The organism is Streptomyces sp. 8N114, assembly GCF_052245835.1.
GTDB lineage: Bacteria > Actinomycetota > Actinomycetes > Streptomycetales > Streptomycetaceae > Streptomyces.
In genome coordinates this window covers 19,759-37,243 of sequence record NZ_JBQQBT010000029.1, presented here as the reverse complement: position 1 = coordinate 37,243, position 17,485 = coordinate 19,759, and the positions used below count along the sequence as shown (strand labels likewise).

Genomic DNA, 17,485 nt, shown 5'->3' with positions numbered 1-17,485 from the left:
AGACCCGCTGAACGACGAGGACGAGACGTCATGAACGACCAGATGCACCCCGCCGACGACGGCACCGAGCACGTCCACGGCGAGCTGGGTGACGCCGAGTTCGCCGAGTTCATGGAGCTCGCCGCCGAGGAGGGCTTCGACCCGGAGGAGGTCGAGGGCGCGCTCGGCGAGGCGGGGCATGGGCCGCTGCCGGTCCTCGCCGTCGTCGGCCGTCCCAACGTCGGCAAGTCGACGCTGGTGAACCGGATCATCGGCCGCCGTGAGGCCGTGGTGGAGGACCGTCCGGGCGTCACCCGGGACCGGGTCACCTACGAGGCAGAGTGGGCGGGCCGCCGCTTCAAGGTCGTCGACACCGGCGGCTGGGAGCAGGACGTCCTGGGTATCGACGCCTCTGTCGCGGCGCAGGCCGAGTTCGCCGTCGAGGCCGCCGACGCCGTGGTGTTCGTGGTGGACGCCATGGTGGGCGCCACCGATACCGACGAGGCCGTCGTCAAACTGCTGCGCCGCGCGGGCAAGCCCGTGGTGCTGTGCGCCAACAAGGTCGACGGCCCCTCGGGCGAGGCGGACGCCGCCTATCTGTGGTCGCTGGGGCTGGGCGAGCCGTACCCCGTCTCGGCGCTGCACGGGCGCGGTACGGGGGACATGCTGGACGAGGTGCTCAAGGTGCTGCCGGACGCGCCCCGGCAGACCTTCGACGGCACCCCGCTGGGCGGGCCACGCCGAATCGCCCTCATCGGCCGCCCCAACGTCGGCAAGTCCTCGATGCTGAACAAGGTGGCGGGCGAGGAGCGCGTCGTCGTCAACGAGCAGGCCGGCACCACCCGCGACCCGGTGGACGAGCTGATCGAACTCGGCGGCAAGACCTGGAAGTTCGTCGACACCGCGGGCATCAGGCGGCGGGTCCACATGACCGAGGGCGCCGACTACTACGCCTCGCTGCGTACCGCGGCGGCGCTGGAGAAGGCCGAGGTCGCGGTCGTACTGATCGACGTCAGCGAGTCGATCAGCGTGCAGGACCTGCGCATCATCACCATGGCCGTCGACTCGGGCCGGGCCGTGGTGCTGGCGTACAACAAGTGGGACACCCTGGACGAGGAGCGCCGCTACTACCTGGAGCGCGAGATCGAGCAGGAGCTCGTCCAGGTGCGCTGGGCGCCGCGGGTCAACGTCTCGGCGCGCACCGGGCGGCATATGGACAAGCTGGTCCCGGCGATCGAGACGGCGCTGGAGAGCTGGGAGACACGGGTTCCGACGGGCAAGCTGAACGCCTTCCTCGGCGAGATCGTCGCCTCGCACCCGCACCCGGTGCGCGGCGGTAAGCAGCCCCGCATCCTCTTCGGCACCCAGGCGGGCACCAGGCCGCCGAGGTTCGTGCTGTTCGCCTCCGGCTTCCTGGAGGCTGGCTACCGGCGCTTCGTGGAACGGCGGCTGCGCGAGGAGTTCGGCTTCGAGGGGACGCCGGTGCAGATCTCGGTGCGGGTCCGCGAGAAGCGCGGCCGCAAGAAGTAGCCCGGTCATGGCCGCCCGGCCGGGGCGTCGGGCGGCCCCTGCCCCCGCCGGGCCGGCTCAGTGGTGGTGGCCGTGGCGGGGGGCCGGGGGCAGTGCCGGCAGGTGCCAGGCGGGGCTGTGCCAGGTGGCGGCCGACTGCTCCTGGTCGCCCCAGGTTCCCGTCCCCGTGCCGTGCACCGTGCCGAACCCCTCGAAGCGCAGCTCCTCCTCGCCCGTACGGTCGCCGGGCAGCGCTCGGAAGAGTCTGCGGTACTCCGCGTACAGCGAGTCGTAGATCGGCGTGGACCCTTCCGGGGACGAGCTGTGCGGCGTCCGCATCCGGGGGACCGCCGGGGCGCTGGACGCGCTCACGGCACGCCCGTGGGCGAGGTGGGAGTGGTGGGCTCGGAGAGGCTCGTATTGCTGCACGTCTGCCCAACGACCGTGCGGCGCCCCGGATGCGGGCCCGTGCGACGAATGACCTGATCGCACGGGTTGTCCCTGTTCGTACGTGCTCTGCCGGTGCACACTCTCGCCCCCGGTCGCCCCCTGCGGTCGGGGGCGGTTCGTGCCCGGCCGCTGCGGGCGGCTCATGTGCCCGTCAGCGGCATGGTGCCGGCGACCAGGACGCTGCTTGCCGCCGCCTTCTCCAGTGCCTCGCGCATCAGGTCCTCGCGGGGCTGCGGGCCGATGGAGCCCGCGGGTGCCGCGTAGACGACCACGGTGTGGCTCTTGGCCGCCGCCGTGCGCCAGCCCTCGGTGACGGCGAGCGGCTGGTGCGCCTGCCACCAGGCGACCGGCTGTCCGCCGGGTGAGGCAGGCGGCTGGAAGATGGCGTGCAGCTGCCCCATGGCCACCAGCACCGACCAGCCGATCACCGGTACGGGCCGCCGGGCGACATCGGTGACGGGCATGAAGCCCTGCTCGATCAGCAGGGGGAGGAAGTCGTCGCCTGGCCCCTCCGACCCGGGGCGCGCGATGGGCCCCGTGGGCTCGACGACGATGGCGGGGTGCGGGGAGTCGTCGATGAGGACCTGCCCGCAGGTGACCCCCAACACTGCCTGCCGCGGCCCGGTTTCGGGCGTCCCCGCGCGGGAGGGAGCCGCCGGGGAAGGCACGGCGGGCGAGGGGGCGGGGGCGGCGGGAGCGGGGGTGGCAGGCGCGGGCGGTGGCCCGGTGTGTCCGGTGGGCGGAGCCGTCTCGTTGGTGAGGGAGCGTACGGCGCCCTTGAGCTGGTCCTCGGCGACGGTCACGACCTGGGAGGGGATGCAGGCCGCGTGCGCGAAGGCGAGGACGGCGGTCTCCTCGCCGACGAACAGAACGGTGCTGGTGCGCTCCCGGGCGGTGTTGCCCCGGGTGCGGCACGAGGTGCAGTCGTAGTCTCCTGGGGCGTTCTCTCCGGCGAGCAGCCTGTCGGCTTCTGCTTCGCCGATCTCGGCGCGTACGGCGTCGCTGACATCGAGCATGGGGGGCACGGGAGCTCCTGGCTTTGGGTTCCTGTTCGCCTGGACAACGGGCGATCTGTGGTCACGGTCACGCGTATGCGCCTGCGCGCGTCCCCGGTTCGTACGCAACCGGTCACACAAGCGGGGGAACAGTTCACCCCCCGTCAATATCTGGCAGCGACAAGAGAGTTCGACCGGTGAAGTGACTCACAGGAGAGGGGCCGGGCTGTCAACTACTGCCCGGAATACAGGTGTTTGGGGGGTGTCCTAAAACCGATGTTATACCCGGTAACCGGCGCATGGCCTGCAAAGACATGCTTCTGGTTGAAACTCGGGCGAGGCGCTCTCTACATTCCACGGCGGTGCAACGAGCACCACCCGGGACAGGCGGAGCCGAGCGCGGGCGTCCGATGCGCCGACCAGCACTTGCTCACGCAGGGGGAGACAACGGGGATTCCCGGGTTCGTGGAGAGGGTTTGATTTGTCCAAGCGTCGTACAGCAGTGCTCACGGGTGCCGGTCTCGCCGCCCCGCTCGCCCTGCTCGCCGCCACGGCTCCGACGGCCTCGGCGGCGTCGAACGACGGAGTGTGGGACCGCATCGCGCAGTGCGAGAGCGGAGGGAACTGGCAGACCAACACCGGCAACGGCTACTACGGCGGTCTCCAGTTCTCGTCCAGCACCTGGCGGGCATACGGCGGAGGTGCCTACGCGCCCACCGCCGACAAGGCCAGCAAGGGGCAGCAGATCGCTGTTGCCACCAAGGTGCAGCAGGCCCAGGGCTGGGGTGCCTGGCCCAACTGCTCGGTGAAGGCCGGGGCTTCCGGCACCCCGCCGCAGACGTCCCAGCCGGCCACCGGGTCGGCGCAGTCCGGACAGGGCGCCGGACAGGGCGCCGGGCAGCAGTCCGCACCGCAGTCCGGGTCCGGGTCGGACGACCGTCCTGCCTCGCACCCCAACCGCGGCTCCGTGCGCGAGGGCTCCGGCAACTACACCGTCAAGAGCGGTGACACCCTCGGCTCGATCGCGGCAGCGCACGAGAAGAACTGGAAGGACGTCTACAGCACCAACAAGGACGTCATCGGGGGTGACCCCGACGTGATCCTCGCCGGCCAGAAGCTCAAGGTCTGAGCTCGGCACGGCTCGCACACGGCTCCACAGGCCGAGCGGCCCCGTCAGGCAAGCACCATTGCCTGGCGGGGCCGTCGCCTGTGCGCGTCGGCTCCCCGAACGGTTCACGCATCGAAAAAGTTCCCAACACGGGATCACAAAAGTAAAACCATTCAGAACTCTTCTGAAACAACGTGCTCAATGTGTCCAACCCTCCCCGGTACTTAACGGTCTAGCTCGGTGACAGGCGGACAGAGGGGGACTGACCGCGAGGATGCGTGGGGACTCGGGTAAAATGCACATTTCATTTTTGCTCCACAACGGGTACGCCATCGGGGGAACCGTCCGTACTACCTACAACCTGGCCCGCAGCCTGGCCGAACACCACGACGTCGAGGTGGTCTCGGTCTTCCGGACCAGGGAACGTCCCGTCTTCGATCCGGGGCCGGGGGTGAGACTCCGTCACCTCGTGGACACCCGCGGGGTGCGCTCGCCAGCGGATCTGGGCGCCGAACACGCGCTGCCCGCCCGGGTCTTCCCCGAGGCCGACGGCAAGTACCCGATGTACAGCGGGCTGACCGACCGCCTCATCGGGGAACACCTGGGCAGCACCGAGGCGGACGTCGTCATCGGCACCCGGCCGGGACTCAACACCCACATCGCACGCCAGACCAGACGCGGACCCGCACGGCTGGGCCAGGAGCACCTCACCCTCGCGCTCCACTCCCGCCGCCTCAAGCTCGTGCTGCGCAGGGCCTATCCCCAGCTTGACGGGCTGACCACCGTCACCGAGGCCGACGCCGCCGACTACCGCCGACTGCTGCGGCTGCCCGGCGTGCGGATAGACGCCGTGCCCAACAGCGTGCCGGAGCCCGGCGTCACCCCGGCCGACGGCAACAGCAAATGGGTCGTCGCGGCGGGCCGGCTGGCCCCGGCGAAACGGTACGACCTGCTGGTACGGGCCTTCGCCAAGGTGGTGGCCGAGCGGCCCGACTGGGGGCTGCGGATCTACGGGGGAGGGCGGGAGCGGCCGGGGCTGCGCGCTCTCATCGACGAACTCGGCCTCTACAACCACGTCTTACTGATGGGCCCCACCCATCCCATCGAGCCCGAGTGGGCCAAGGGCTCGATAGCCGCCGTGACCTCCAGCCTGGAGTCGTTCGGCATGACCATCGTCGAGGCCATGCGCTGCGGTCTGCCCGTCGTCGCCACGGACTGCCCGCACGGGCCCGCCGAGATAGTGCGCCCCGGCGTCGACGGCAGGCTCGTCCCCATGGGAGACGAGGACGCCGTCGCCGGAGCGCTCCTCGGCCTGATCAACGACGACGAACTGCGCCGCCGAATGGGCCGGGCAGCGCTCGCCGACTCCGCGCGCTTCGACCCGGCCCACGTCGGGGCCCGCTACGAGTCGATACTGCGCGACCTCGTCGGCAAGGGCAGCCGCGGACTGCACCGCACCCGTGGCTCGCTGCTGAGCGGGGCCTACGCCGTCAAGGACGCCCTCATCGGCATCGGGCAGCCGGGAGCGCTCCCAGGAGGAGGTACAGCATGAGCGGAAGCACCACCGATACCGTCACCCCCCAAGCCGGTGATGCCGCGGACAGTCCGCTCGCCTCACTCCCCACCGCGGAGGACGAGAAGCGCCCCCGAACCGCTGGAGACACCGGAGAGCCCGTGCGCCCGAAGCCCGCCCAGCGTGGCCCGGCAGCCGACTGCACCGCCGACAGCGCAGGGGGCCTCACCTTCGACCTGAGACTTCCGGCAGCCGAAGCACAGGACGGGGACGCGGGGTTGCTGCTGCGCCGCCGTCCGGACCCCTCGGGCGAGACCGAAGAGGTCCGGCTGCCACTGGTCCCCGTGCAGGAGGCGGAACCCGGCACGCTGCGCGCCGCACTGCCCAGCACCGTGCGGCTGACCGAGGGCCGCTGGAACGCCTTCCTCGTACGCGCCGGGCGCGCCCCCCGAAGGCTGGCGCCCGGCGTCAACGACCTGCGCTCGCTGGTCGACCGCGTCCCGCACGAGAGCCGCAGCTGGCTGGGCGTCCGCATCCCGTACGCCACCAAGCACGGCAACCTCAGCGTCCGCGCCTGGGCGCGCTGGCCGCACGCCGAGGCGGGCGTGCTGCGGGTGAGCGACGGCGTACTGGCGCTGAACGGCCGGCTGTACGGAGCCGAAGTGTCGGACACCGCGCGGGTGGAGGCGTGGCCCCGGCGCGGCGAGAGCGCGCCGGTCGTCGTGGAAGCGGCCCCGGAGGGCCCCGACCAGCGGGGGTTCACCGCCGTACTGCCGTACCCGCTGCTGGCCGGAAACCGGCTGTGGGACCTGTGGCTGCGTCCCGCGGAGGGGGCGGAGGCGGTGCGGATCGCCCGCATCCTGGACGACATCCCCGACAAGAAACGGATCTTCACCTACCCCGCACACGCCGTTGACCCCCATCCCGAACACAGTGCGGTGCCCGCCAACGCGAAGCCCTACTACACCCTCAACAACGACTTGGCCGTACGCGTGGACCGCATGCACTAGTGCTGCCCGGCAAGGAGGGCTGCGCTTGCCCACCCTGCGCCCCTGGCGCAGACTGCCCAAGCTTCGCAGGGGAGACGCGCCCCGTAAGGGGCGCGGGGAACTGCGCGACAAGCCACGACGCTGCCGCAGTCTGCAACGGGCAGGAAGGGACACCCCCTCGTCAGGCGCAGTGAAAGACTCCAGCTCATGCTGGAGACCTCCGCACGCCTGCTACGGCTGCTCTCACTGCTGCAGACCCACCGCGACTGGTCGGGCAACGACCTCGCCCAGCGGCTCGGCGTCAGCCCCCGCACCGTCCGACGGGACGTCGACCGGCTGCGCGAGCTGGGCTATCCCGTCCACTCCACCAGCGGCACGGCAGGCGGCTACCAACTCGGCGCCGGGGCCCAGCTGCCGCCGCTGCTGCTGGACGACGAGGAGGCGGTCGCCGTCGCCGTGGGGCTGCGCGGGGCGGCCGGTGGCGGCGTCGAGGGCATCAGCGACGCCTCGGCGCGAGCCCTCGTCAAACTCGAGCAGGTCCTTCCGCACCGGCTGCGCCGCAGGGTGGGTGCGCTCAGCGAGTTCACCGTTCCGATGGTGGGCGGCCACCGCGGGCCCGCCGTCGACGCCGGCACCCTGGCCGAGCTCGCCCACGCCTGCCGCGACCATGAACGGCTGCGTTTCCAGTACGAGAAACACGACGGTGCCCCCTCCCGCCGCGTCGTGGAGCCGCACCGGCTGGTGACGACCCACCGCCGCTGGTACCTGGTCGGCTGGGACGTGGACCGGGCCGACTGGCGTACTTTCCGGGCGGACCGCATCACGCTCACCCCGCCACACGGTCCCCGCTTCGAGCCCCGTACACCCCCGGCCGAGGACTTGGCGGCGTGGGTGTCCGAGGGCGTGTCCACCCGCGTCTATCCGGCGCGGGCCACGGTGTTGCTGCACGCGCCCATGGAGCAGGCGGCCGAGCGGATTTCGATGTCGGCCGGGACGCTGGAGGCGGTGGACGACCACAGCTGTCTGCTGCGTACGGGCGGTTACTCGATGGAGGCAGTGCTGATCCATGTGCTCATGCTCGGCTTCGACTTCGAGGTACGCGAGCCGGCAGAGCTGACGGAGTACATCGGCCTGCTGCGGGACCGGCTGTCCCGCTCGCTGCCCCCGGCGGACCGGAGGCGGGAGGGGCTGTAAACAGTCCTGGGGAACTCTTCCGCCAGATTTCAGTTGCTCTTCCCGCGCAGTTCCGGAATTCATAAGACAGTCGTCAACACCGGTAATTGCGGCGCCGGAAGCGGAATGCGGAATTCGTCGAATTGTGTGCTGGGTGGGTACTCGGAAGCCACGTACGAGTGAAGCGGGCAACGGGGACCGTGCACCGAGCGTTGTGACGCAAGCGTGACGCCGCCGCAGCGAAGGCGGCACTTCCGGCTGTTGTGGCCGTCCGCATACGGTGGCCCCATGGCACCGGAATCCGCAGTACCGCAACCCCCCGACGACGACCCGGAAAGCTATGTGGGCCTCGCCGCTCAGGAGGCCGAACGACGTGCCCGGGAGCGCGGCTGGACCAGTGTGCGTCAACTGGAGCCGGACGCGATCATCACCATGGAGTACGTCACAGGACGGCTGAACCTGGCGGTCAAGGACGGTCAGGTGGTGCGCTGCTGGCCCGGCTGACGGCCGCCGTCAGCGGCGCTCGGCAGCAGCGCCCGTCAGTATCCGCCCGTCAGTAGCGCGAGGAGGCCGGGGCCCGCGCCTCGTCGGCCGTACGCGGCAGAGCCGTGCGTGCCCCGCCCCCGGAGTCCTGCGCCGGCACCCGCGCCCCGACCAGCGGCTGCCGCGCGTGCACCGGCTGTGCGGCGGGCGGGGCGACCGGACCGGGCCGGGGTGCCAGCGAGGAGCCTGCCGTGCTGAACCGTTCACGCAGCGCGAAGACGAGCGCCTCGACCCGGGCGAGCGCCGGCTCGCACCACGGGAGCCCCAGCAGGATCAGCAGCCCGGCGGCCCAGCCCAGGAGTACGTCGCTCACCCAGTGCGTACCGAGATAGACGGTGGTCGCGCCCACACCGAGCGCGAAGACGGCGGCGACGACCGACAGCCACCGGCGGGCCCGCGGAGTGGTGGCCAGATAGGCGAGGATGCCCCAGGTCACCACGGCGTTGGCGGTGTGCCCGGAAGGGAATATATCGCCGCCTGCCCACAGTTCGGCCGAGCCGATCTCGGTCGCGTAGTGCGGCCCGAGGCGGCCGAGGCCGATCTTGACGGCGCCCACCGACACGTTGAGCAGCAGCAGCGCGAACCCCAGCGCCAGCAGCGGCCGCAGTGTGCGCTGCCGCCAGGAGCGCCAGCCCAGCCAGGCCGCGACCAGCACCGCCGTGGGTCCGCGCTGGCCCAGCACCACGAAGGCGTCAAGGAAGCCGTGGATGGCGGGCCACTGCTTGTACGGGCGGAAGAGCATGACCTGCCAGTCGAGCTGCACCAGCCACGTTGTGCCCAGCACGGCGACCACGATCGCCAGATAGAAGGCGACCGTGGCGCTGAACAGGCCCAGCCGGACAGGGCTCATCCGCGGGAAGGGTCCGCGAGGGCGATGAGGCTCCTGCTCCAGCCGGGAGAAGATTCGGTCGGTACGCACCTAATCGAGATTACCGGGCGTGAAGAGTCACTTCGGCGATGACGGCCCCTTCGTGATGGCGATGTGATGTGCAAAAGCGTCCCGCGCGGGCTTAGGTTCTGTTTATCTCCCATGATTCCGGGGCCGATTGATTGTCCGGACGGGACGCCGAAGCGACTTCGGTCACAGGTGGGTTGACGGGAATTTTCTCCATTCCCCGTCAGGGCGCCCGGTTTTCGCGGCGCACGCGCTCACGCCCGCAGGGCCCGGATCTCACGGCGGGCCCGTGCCGTTGAGCCACCACGCGCCGTAGCAGGCCGACGCCGCCGACAGTGCGCACAGCGCCGCAGCCGCACGTGCCGTACTCCAGCGCGCCAGCCCGGCCGCAGCGGGGAGCAGCAGCGGGAAGGCGGGCAGCAGCAGCCGCGGCTTCGAGCCGAAGTACCCCTTGGCGCACAGCGCGAGAACCACCACCACGCCCGCGTACACCAGCAACGCGGCGGGCTGCCGCTGCCGTACGCACAGCACGTACAGCCAGATCACCAGCGCGACGCCCGCGAGCAGCCCGAGGCCGCCGACGACGGTGCCCGTCAGGTTCTTCCAGATGAACCCGGCGAACGCCCAGCCGCCGTCGAAGCCGTTGCCCCACTGACCCTGAATGTCCAGATATCCAGTGACACTTCCTGTGCGGAATCCCACCCACACGACGTACCCGAACCAACCTGCCGGTGCCAGCAGCAGTCCCAGCGCCATCCGTGCCCCGGGCCCCCGTCGCTCCCGCCGCAGTTCCAGCAGCGCCGCGATCCACACGGCGGCTACCACCGCGGCCCCTACCGGCCGGGTCAGCCCCGCCAGCGCCGCCAGTGTCCCGGCCCACACCCAACGGCCGGTCAGCACCGACCACAGCGCCCATGCGGCCAGTGCCGTGAACAGTGACTCGCTGTAGGCCATCGACTGCACCACACCGACCGGCACCGCCGCCCACAGCACCGCCAGACAGAGCCCCGCGCGGTGCCCGTGCAGCCGCGCACCGGTCAGATACAGCGCCCAGGCCGCCGCCAGCGAGGAGAGCCAGCTCACCGTCATCCCGGCGTCCGGAGCGCTCAGCGGCGAGAGCTCGGCCAGCCCTCGCTCCAGCGCCGGCAGCAGCGGGAAGAACGCCAGGTCCGAGTGGACCCCGCCGTCCGGCAGCCGTATCCGGTAGCCGTACCAGCCGTCGGCGACCCGGACGTACCACAGGGCATCCCAGCGGGCCGTGAGCAGCGTGTGCGCACTCGTGCCGCGCGCCGTGCTCCAGACCGCCAGTACGACCAGGCCCAGCGCCCGCACGCCCGCGTACGCCAGCAGCGCGGCGGCGGGCCGGCGCCATGCCTTCGTACGGACATACGCGGTGGCGGTCCGGGCCTGGGGCTTGCCGGGATCGGCGAGGTCAGTCATTCGGACGATTATTGGCCACCGGCCCGATGCGGTGGTCAGCGGGAGGGAAACCGGCGCCGGTGCGGCCGGAGCCGGGAAATGGCTGGAAAATCGTGGTCATGGACGGCCGTGCCTCGGGCAGATGCACCGGCGACGGTCCACCTGTTGAATGGGGGAGCGATGGACGCGCGCGCCGGTTCGCGTACGCTGACCGGCACTCGCCCTCTTCATCGGGGCCGGACGTCGACGCCGACCGGGCCGTGCGCGGACAGGTCGCCGCGACCCGGGCAGCCGTCCCCCACCCCCACGGTCCGCCCCGCGGGTGCGAGAGCAACAGGAGGTGCGTACATGTCCGGGACGACCACGGCCATATCGCGGAAGGCGGCGGACGTCCCCGAAAGCGGAGCGGGAGCGCGGCAGCCGGGCGGAGACGTGAACCGGTGGATCGTGCTCGTCGTGCTGTGCACGAGCCTGCTCCTGGTGGCCGTCGACGCCACCGTGCTGCACGTCGCCGTGCCCGCCGTCTCCGAGGACCTGCGGCCCGGCTCGATCGAGCTGCTGTGGATCGTGGACACCTATCCGCTGGTGTGCGCCTCGCTGCTCATCCTCTTCGGCACGCTCGGCGACCGGATCGGCACCCGCCGGGTGCTGCTGTTCGGCTATGCGCTCTTCGCCGCCGCCTCTGCCGCCGCCGCGTACGCGCACACTCCGGGCGTGCTGATCGCCGCCCGGGGGCTGCTCGGGGTCGGCGGCGCCATGATCATGCCGGCGACGCTCTCGATACTCCGGGAGGTCTTCCCCGACCGCCGCGAGCGAGCGCTGGCCGTCGGCATCTGGAGCGCGGTCGCCGCGGTGGGCGCGGCCGTCGGGCCGCTGGTGGGCGGGGCGCTGCTGGAGCACTTCTGGTGGGGCTCGGTCTTCCTGATCAACATCCCGCTGATGGCCGCCAGCCTCCCGGTGGGACGGTGGCTGCTGCCGGAGTCCGCCAAGGGCAGCGACGGCCCGTGGGACGTGCTGGGCGCCATGATGGCCGCCTTCGGCCTCTTCGGGGTGATACTCGGCGTCAAACAAGCGGGCGGCGGCGAGCTGCTCACCCCGCTGTGCTGGCTGCCGCTGCTGACCGGCGCCGTACTGATCACGCTGTTCGTCCGCCGCCAGCACCGGCGCCCCCACCCGCTGATCGACTTCGGCACCCTCACCCGCGCCGCCTTCGGCACCTCCGTCGGCTGCATCGTGCTGACCGTGCTGGCGCTGGTCGGGCTCGCGCTGATCGCGGCCCAGTACCTCCAGCTCGTCCTCGGGCTCTCCCCGCTGGAGACGGGGCTGCGGCTGCTGCCGCTGTCCGTCGCCGCCATCGCCGCCGGGCTTCTCGGCTCCCGGCTGCTGGCGCTGCTGGGGCCGCGTCTCATGGTCGCGCTCGGCTTCGTTGTCACGGCGCTGGCCGTGCTGTGTCTGACCGGTGTGGGCCAGCACGACAGGCCAGGGCTGCTGATCGGCGGCTTCGTGCTGCTGGGTTTCGGCCTGGAGACGACCCTGTTCGGCTGCTACGAATCCATGCTGAGCGAGGCGCCGCCCGGCCAGTCCGGCGGCGCGGCGGCCGTCGGTGAGACCGCTTACCAGCTCGGCGCCGGCATCGGCATCGCTCTGCTGGGCAGCGTGATGAACGCCGCCTACGGCCCCGGCGTACGCGCCGCAGCGCAGCGCCTCGGCCTTCCCGGTAGCACCGGCGCGGACGCCAGCCACTCGCTGGGCGAGGCGTACGAGGTGGCGGGACAACTCGGCGGCGCCCACGGCGAGGCGCTGCGGTCCGCGGCCCGCTCCTCGTTCGTCACGGGGCTGCATGTGACGCTGCTGGTCAGTGCCTGTCTGCTGCTGTTCGGCGCGCTGGCGGCGCTGCGGCTGCCCCGCAGGATGGACAGCACCTGCAGCACCGCGGAGAGCGGTACGGGGGAGCGGAACAGCACTCCGGAGGACCAGCAGGGACGCTCCGGGCACCCCTTGTCGCGGGGCGTTACCCACCCGTAGCGTCAGCTCGGTAGCCGTGATCGTGCTCCGCGTGAGTTTTCGCCGCGTGAGCTTCACCACCGAAAGGCACTGCCATGAGTTCGCTGCCCGCGTTCGACGCGCACGACCCGCTGGGGCTCGACGACCTGCTCGGCGACGAGGACCGTGCCGTGCGCGACACCGTGCGCTCCTGGGCCGCCGACCGCGTCCTGCCGTATGTCGCCGACTGGTACGAGCGCGGCGAGCTGCCCGGCATCCGTGAGCTCGCCCGCGAACTGGGCTCCATCGGCGCCCTCGGGATGTCGCTGACCGGCTACGGCTGTACGGGCGCCAGTGCCGTGCAGTACGGACTCGCCTGCCTGGAGCTGGAGGCCGCCGACTCCGGCATCCGTTCCCTGGTCTCCGTCCAGGGGTCGCTGGCGATGTACGCCATCCACCGGTTCGGCAGCGAGGAGCAGAAGCAGCGCTGGCTGCCGTCGATGGCCGCCGGCGAGGTGATCGGCTGCTTCGGGCTGACCGAGCCCGACCACGGCTCCGACCCGGGTGGCATGCGCACCTACGCCAAGCGCGACGGCTCGGACTGGGTGCTCACCGGCCGCAAGATGTGGATCACCAACGGCTCGGTTGCCGGGGTCGCGGTGGTCTGGGCCCGTACCGACGAGGGGGTCCGCGGTTTCGTCGTCCCGACCGACACCCCGGGCTTCTCCGCGCCCGAGATCAAGCACAAGCTGTCGCTGCGTGCCTCGGTCACCAGTGAACTCGTGCTCGACGAGGTGCGGCTGCCCGCGGATGCCGTACTGCCCGAGGCGCAGGGTCTGCGCGGCCCGCTGAGCTGTCTGAGCCATGCCCGGTACGGGATCGTGTGGGGCTCGATGGGCGCTGCGCGAACCTGCTTCGAGGCGGCGCTGTCCTACGCCACGGAGCGGGAGCAGTTCGGCAAGCCGCTGGCCGCCTTCCAGCTCACCCAGGCCAAGTTGGCCGACATGGCGGTCGAACTGCACAAGGGGGTGCTGCTCGCGCACCACCTGGGCCGGCGGATGGACGCGGGGCGGCTGCGGCCGGAGCAGATCAGCTTCGGCAAGCTCAACAACACGCGGGAGGCCATCGAGATCTGCCGCACCGCACGGACCGTGCTGGGGGCGAACGGAATTTCGCTGGAGTACCCCGTGATGCGGCACAGCACGAACCTGGAGTCCGTGCTGACATACGAGGGGACCGTGGAGATGCACCAGTTGGTGCTGGGCAAGGCGTTGACCGGGGTCGACGCCTTCCGCGGATAGCGGTTATCCCGGCTCCGGAGGGGCTGTCGGGAAGCCCCTCCGGAGGTCAGCTCTGGTTGAAGAAGCCGCTCCGGTCCCGGCGGTCCTCGTTGGTGACGACGCTGTAGTCGGGCGGCGTCAGCAGGAAGACGCGGTTGGCGACCCGCTCGATGGAACCGCGCAGACCGAAGGTCAGCCCCGCCGCGAAGTCGACGACCCGCTTGGCGTCGGCGGACTCCATGGCGGTGAGGTTCACGATCACCGGGACGCCGTCCCGGAACAGTTCGCCGATGCCGCGGGCGTCACGGAAGCAGTCCGGGCTTACCGTCGCGATCTTGGTGCCCTGGTCCTGTGCCGTCTCAGCCGTGACGCGGACTCTGGGGTCGGTGACCCACGGCTCGCGTGCGGCGTCCCCGGGCTCCGGACCGTCGGCGGGGCCGTCCGCACCGTCGGCATAGTCGTAGTACCGCATCTCGCTGTCGTCGACGAGGCCCAGCCAGGCACTCGCCTTGCGCACCGATCCCATGGACGCCTCCTCTCCTCTGCGCGGTGTCCCACCGTTCTTAGCGCTCCGCCGCGGGTCCGCAACCCCTATGGTCGTCCATGATGCTGATGATGCGCCAAGCGGTTACCCGTCCGGCACGGCATTCGTGACGGTTCTGGTGCACAAACGGGTGGCGCTCTGTCAGGTCTTGAGTGTTCAACGGCTGGTGACGGGGCGCAGGATGCTCCACATTGTCCACGTTCCGACCGGACCGGATTGTCGCCGGTGACATCCGAGTGAGCGACCGCCCCGCCGTGCTCCCAGGTTGACCAGGGGGCCGGCCAGGGATTGGCCAGGTCCGTCTCCTCCCCACTCCGCCCGGGGTCAAACGGTGTTGGCGGCACGCGAACTGGACTCAAGGAGTCCGAAAGACGCCCTTGCGGGTCCGGAAAACTACGGCGAATACTCCATTCAGCGTTTGTCAGGAGCACGCTTGGTTTTCCCTGAACGGGAGGAAAAGTGAGGATCAAACGCACAAAAGCCATCGACAGCATGGCACGTCGCAGACGCAGCCGGCTGATCGCCGTCGCGTCGGGCATGGCAGCGGCAGGGGCGCTCATCGCGCCGGCCACGGCCTCAGCAGAAGCTCCGTCCCCCCACACCTACACCGCGAGTCAGCTCAACTCGGCAGGTGACGCCGTGCGCGCCGCCGATGTCGCGGGCACGGCGTGGCACGTCGACAAGGAGAGCAACAAGCTCGTCGTCGCGGTCGACAGCCGCGTCTCACGAGCCGACATCGCGCAGATCCGGCGCGCCGCGGGCAAGAATGCGGGCGCGGTGGAGATCGAGCACGTCAAGGGCACGTTCCAGAAGTACGTTTCGGGCGGGGACGCCATCTACACCGGTTCCGCCCGCTGCTCGGCCGGCTTCAACGTCCGCAGCGGCAGCACCTACTACCTGCTGACCGCCGGACACTGCACCGAGCTCGGCGGCAACTGGTACACCAACTCCAGCCGCACCACCCTGATCGGTCCCACCGCCGGATCCAGCTTCCCCGGCAACGACTACGGCCTCGTGCGCTACAGCAACTCCTCCGTCCCGCACCCCGGCACCGTGGGCAGCGTCGACATCACCGGCGCGGGCAACGCGTCCGTCGGCCAGAGCGTGACCCGGCGCGGCAGCACCACCGGCATCCACAGCGGTCAGGTGACCGGGCTCAACGCCACGGTCAACTACGGCGGCGGCGACATCGTCTCCGGCCTCATCCGGACCACCGTGTGCGCGGAGCCCGGCGACAGCGGCGGGCCCCTCTACCGGGGCGGCACCGCGCTCGGCCTGACCTCCGGCGGCAGCGGCAATTGCAGCAGCGGCGGAACGACCTTCTTCCAGCCGGTGACCGAGGCGCTCAGCGCGTACGGCGTGAGCGTCTACTGACGTACTGCCTCTCTGAGGCGCGCCGGTACCACCAGTATCTGCACTGATACAGCTCGGCCTTGTGCCCGTGCACGCTCCCTGGGTGCGTGTACGGGCACTTCCGCGTGTGCGGGGATGCTTCTTCGTGCGCGGGTGTGTTCGGGTTGCACGCGTGGCGAGGCGCCGTGCGCGCGGGTGCGGGCGGCTGCGGAGTGCTTCGATCCGGCGTCGCGATCGCGCTGTTGGGGGATGAATACCGGACAGGTCCATTCCTCACGTCGCGAACACGCGGTGTTGCCCCGCGTGTTCGCGCTACCGGACGTCGGGGACAGGAAGGGACGTTCGGCACCTTGACGGGCGGACCGAACTTCCGGTCGGCTGACGCGAACTGAACCTTGTGCGGGGATCGGTGGGTCGCAATACTCGGCCCACAAGTTGGCATGGACGCGACTTCCTCTTGGGTAAGAGGCCCGTGTCCATACATCCTCCGGGACCGCCCACAACTCGGGCGGGCCCAACCCCCCACTGGAGGTATCACGTTGTCCAACCACCGACGCGTTCCCAAGCGGCGGATACTGCTGGCCGGCGCGGGCGCCGCGGCCCTCGCGGCCGGCGCGCTCACGGTCACCACCGCCAACGCCGCTCCGGAAGCACCCACGGCCAAGACCCTCTCGGCCACCTCGGCGGCCGAGCTCGCTTCCAAGCTCACCTCGGACCTCAAGGGTGACGCGGGCTCCTACTACGACGCCAAGGCCAAGCAACTGGTCGTCAACGTCACCGACGACGCGGCCAAGGAGAAGGTCGAGGCGGCGGGAGCCAAGGCCCGGGTCGTCGAGCACACGCTCTCCCAGCTCACGTCCGCCAAGGACGCCCTCACCAAGAACGATGTCACGGGCACGGCCCGCGCCGTCGACGTGAAGACCAACAAGGTTGTCGTCACCGCCGACAGCACGGTCAAGGGCGCCAAGCTGGACAAGCTGAAGAAGCAGCTCAAGGCCCAGGGTGACAAGGCCGAACTGAAGCGCACCAACGGCAAGTTCACCACCAAGATTGCCGGTGGCGACGCCATCTGGGGCGACGGCAGCCGCTGCTCGCTCGGCTTCAACGTCACCACCAAGGACGGCAAGCCCGGCTTCCTGACCGCGGGCCACTGCACCACCGCGATCGCCTCCTGGTCCGACAAGGAGGGCGGCCAGCCGATCGCCGAGAGCGGCGACGGCAAGTTCCCGGGCGCCGACTACGGCATCGCCACCTACTCCGGCGACACCGACCACCCGAGCGAGGTCAACCTCTACGACGGCGGCAAGCAGGCCATTTCCGGCGCCGGCGAAGCGGAGGTCGGCCAGAAGGTCACCCGTAGCGGCAGCACCACCCAGGTGCACGACGGCACGGTCAAGGCGCTGGACGCCTCCGTCTCCTACCCGGAGGGCACCGTCGACGGGCTGATCCAGACCGACGTGTGCGCCGAGCCCGGCGACAGCGGCGGTTCGCTCTTCGCGGGAGACAAGGCGCTGGGTCTGACCTCCGGCGGCAGCGGTGACTGCTCCTCCGGCGGCGAGACCTACTTCCAGCCGGTGCCCGCCGCGCTCGACGCGCTGGGCGCCAAGATCGGCTGACCCCCACCGGCTGATCGCAGCATCCGGCCACCACGCGGGATCCTGGTGAGCCCCATACGCGGAGGGGCTCGAACCCCCCACAGCGGAACCCCCCGGACCCAGGTCCGGGGGGTTCCGTCGTTCCGTGCGCCTCAGG

The 17,485-nt window shown here is 70.8% G+C and carries 15 protein-coding genes; 10 read left to right on the top strand and 5 right to left on the bottom strand.

Features of this window, described 5'->3' with window-relative positions; genetic code table 11:
• The first annotated feature begins 30 nt into the window (after positions 1-30).
• The gene (gene der, locus ACTWQF_RS32860; protein WP_443283391.1) at positions 31-1,509 is read left to right on the top strand and encodes a ribosome biogenesis GTPase Der; all 1,479 of its coding nucleotides are present in this window, start codon (positions 31-33) and stop codon (positions 1,507-1,509) included.
• Positions 1,510-1,566: 57 nt separating this feature from the next.
• On the opposite strand, the gene ACTWQF_RS32855 is transcribed toward der, so the two are convergent.
• Entirely contained in the window at positions 1,567-1,860 is a 294-nt protein-coding gene (locus tag ACTWQF_RS32855; protein ID WP_443283390.1) for a hypothetical protein, read from the bottom strand.
• Between the two features lie 218 nt (positions 1,861-2,078).
• On the bottom strand, positions 2,079-2,954 hold the full coding sequence (locus ACTWQF_RS32850; RefSeq protein WP_443283427.1) for a hypothetical protein: 876 nt from the start codon (positions 2,952-2,954) through the stop codon (positions 2,079-2,081).
• A 460-nt stretch (positions 2,955-3,414) separates the two neighbouring features.
• On the opposite strand from ACTWQF_RS32850, the gene ACTWQF_RS32845 reads away from it, so the two are divergent.
• From ACTWQF_RS32845 to ACTWQF_RS32825, 5 genes are all read left to right on the top strand, one after another.
• Positions 3,415-4,062, top strand: a complete 648-nt coding sequence (locus tag ACTWQF_RS32845) for a transglycosylase family protein (protein ID WP_443283389.1) — start codon at positions 3,415-3,417, stop codon at positions 4,060-4,062.
• Positions 4,063-4,336: 274 nt separating this feature from the next.
• A complete protein-coding gene (locus tag ACTWQF_RS32840; protein WP_443283388.1) occupies positions 4,337-5,593 on the top strand; it encodes a glycosyltransferase family 4 protein in 1,257 nt (418 codons plus the stop codon).
• Complete coding sequence (locus tag ACTWQF_RS32835; RefSeq protein ID WP_443283387.1) at positions 5,590-6,564, top strand: hypothetical protein; 975 nt, start codon at positions 5,590-5,592, stop codon at positions 6,562-6,564. The genes ACTWQF_RS32840 and ACTWQF_RS32835 overlap by 4 nt, the downstream gene beginning before the upstream one ends.
• Positions 6,565-6,750: 186 nt before the next feature.
• Positions 6,751-7,737 (top strand): helix-turn-helix transcriptional regulator, encoded by a 987-nt coding sequence (locus ACTWQF_RS32830; protein WP_443283386.1) that lies wholly within the window; start codon positions 6,751-6,753, stop codon positions 7,735-7,737.
• 267 nt (positions 7,738-8,004) lie between these two features.
• On the top strand, positions 8,005-8,220 hold the full coding sequence (locus ACTWQF_RS32825; RefSeq protein WP_443283385.1) for an I78 family peptidase inhibitor: 216 nt from the start codon (positions 8,005-8,007) through the stop codon (positions 8,218-8,220).
• 49 nt (positions 8,221-8,269) lie between these two features.
• On the opposite strand, the gene ACTWQF_RS32820 is transcribed toward ACTWQF_RS32825, so the two are convergent.
• Positions 8,270-9,178 carry a phosphatase PAP2 family protein gene (locus ACTWQF_RS32820; RefSeq protein ID WP_443283384.1) on the bottom strand — a complete coding sequence of 303 codons (909 nt, stop codon included), beginning with the start codon at positions 9,176-9,178 and terminating at the stop codon, positions 8,270-8,272.
• Positions 9,179-9,430: 252 nt separating this feature from the next.
• Positions 9,431-10,594 (bottom strand): glycosyltransferase family 39 protein, encoded by a 1,164-nt coding sequence (locus ACTWQF_RS32815; RefSeq protein WP_443283383.1) that lies wholly within the window; start codon positions 10,592-10,594, stop codon positions 9,431-9,433.
• A 327-nt stretch (positions 10,595-10,921) separates the two neighbouring features.
• Here ACTWQF_RS32815 and ACTWQF_RS32810 point away from each other — a divergent pair, with 327 nt between their 5' ends.
• Both ACTWQF_RS32810 and ACTWQF_RS32805 read left to right on the top strand, forming a co-directional pair.
• Positions 10,922-12,598, top strand: a complete 1,677-nt coding sequence (locus ACTWQF_RS32810) for an MFS transporter (protein WP_443283382.1) — start codon at positions 10,922-10,924, stop codon at positions 12,596-12,598.
• A gap of 74 nt (positions 12,599-12,672) precedes the next feature.
• Positions 12,673-13,857 carry an acyl-CoA dehydrogenase family protein gene (locus ACTWQF_RS32805; RefSeq protein WP_443283381.1) on the top strand — a complete coding sequence of 395 codons (1,185 nt, stop codon included), beginning with the start codon at positions 12,673-12,675 and terminating at the stop codon, positions 13,855-13,857.
• Positions 13,858-13,903: 46 nt separating this feature from the next.
• Here the strand turns inward: ACTWQF_RS32805 and ACTWQF_RS32800 are convergent, their stop codons facing one another.
• A complete protein-coding gene (locus ACTWQF_RS32800) occupies positions 13,904-14,362 on the bottom strand; it encodes a cell division protein SepF (RefSeq protein WP_443283380.1) in 459 nt (152 codons plus the stop codon).
• A 477-nt stretch (positions 14,363-14,839) separates the two neighbouring features.
• Between ACTWQF_RS32800 and ACTWQF_RS32795 the strand changes: the two genes are divergently transcribed.
• Positions 14,840-15,754: a S1 family peptidase gene (locus tag ACTWQF_RS32795; protein ID WP_443283379.1), complete on the top strand. Its 915-nt coding sequence runs from the start codon at positions 14,840-14,842 to the stop codon at positions 15,752-15,754.
• 518 nt (positions 15,755-16,272) lie between these two features.
• Positions 16,273-17,349 carry a S1 family peptidase gene (locus ACTWQF_RS32790; RefSeq protein WP_443283378.1) on the top strand — a complete coding sequence of 359 codons (1,077 nt, stop codon included), beginning with the start codon at positions 16,273-16,275 and terminating at the stop codon, positions 17,347-17,349.
• Positions 17,350-17,485 lie beyond the last annotated feature (136 nt).

Bases quoted from the DNA above. Each gene is read 5' to 3' on its own strand.
- der (WP_443283391.1), top strand. From the start codon at position 31: ATGAACGACCAGATGCACCCCGCCGACGACGGCACCGAGCACGTCCAC.
- ACTWQF_RS32850 (WP_443283427.1), bottom strand. From the start codon at position 2,954: ATGCTCGATGTCAGCGACGCCGTACGCGCCGAGATCGGCGAAGCAGAA.
- ACTWQF_RS32840 (WP_443283388.1), top strand. From the start codon at position 4,337: ATGCACATTTCATTTTTGCTCCACAACGGGTACGCCATCGGGGGAACC.
- ACTWQF_RS32835 (WP_443283387.1), top strand. From the start codon at position 5,590: ATGAGCGGAAGCACCACCGATACCGTCACCCCCCAAGCCGGTGATGCC.
- ACTWQF_RS32830 (WP_443283386.1), top strand. From the start codon at position 6,751: ATGCTGGAGACCTCCGCACGCCTGCTACGGCTGCTCTCACTGCTGCAG.
- ACTWQF_RS32825 (WP_443283385.1), top strand. From the start codon at position 8,005: ATGGCACCGGAATCCGCAGTACCGCAACCCCCCGACGACGACCCGGAA.
- ACTWQF_RS32815 (WP_443283383.1), bottom strand. From the start codon at position 10,594: ATGACTGACCTCGCCGATCCCGGCAAGCCCCAGGCCCGGACCGCCACC.
- ACTWQF_RS32810 (WP_443283382.1), top strand. From the start codon at position 10,922: ATGTCCGGGACGACCACGGCCATATCGCGGAAGGCGGCGGACGTCCCC.
- ACTWQF_RS32805 (WP_443283381.1), top strand. From the start codon at position 12,673: ATGAGTTCGCTGCCCGCGTTCGACGCGCACGACCCGCTGGGGCTCGAC.
- ACTWQF_RS32800 (WP_443283380.1), bottom strand. From the start codon at position 14,362: ATGGGATCGGTGCGCAAGGCGAGTGCCTGGCTGGGCCTCGTCGACGAC.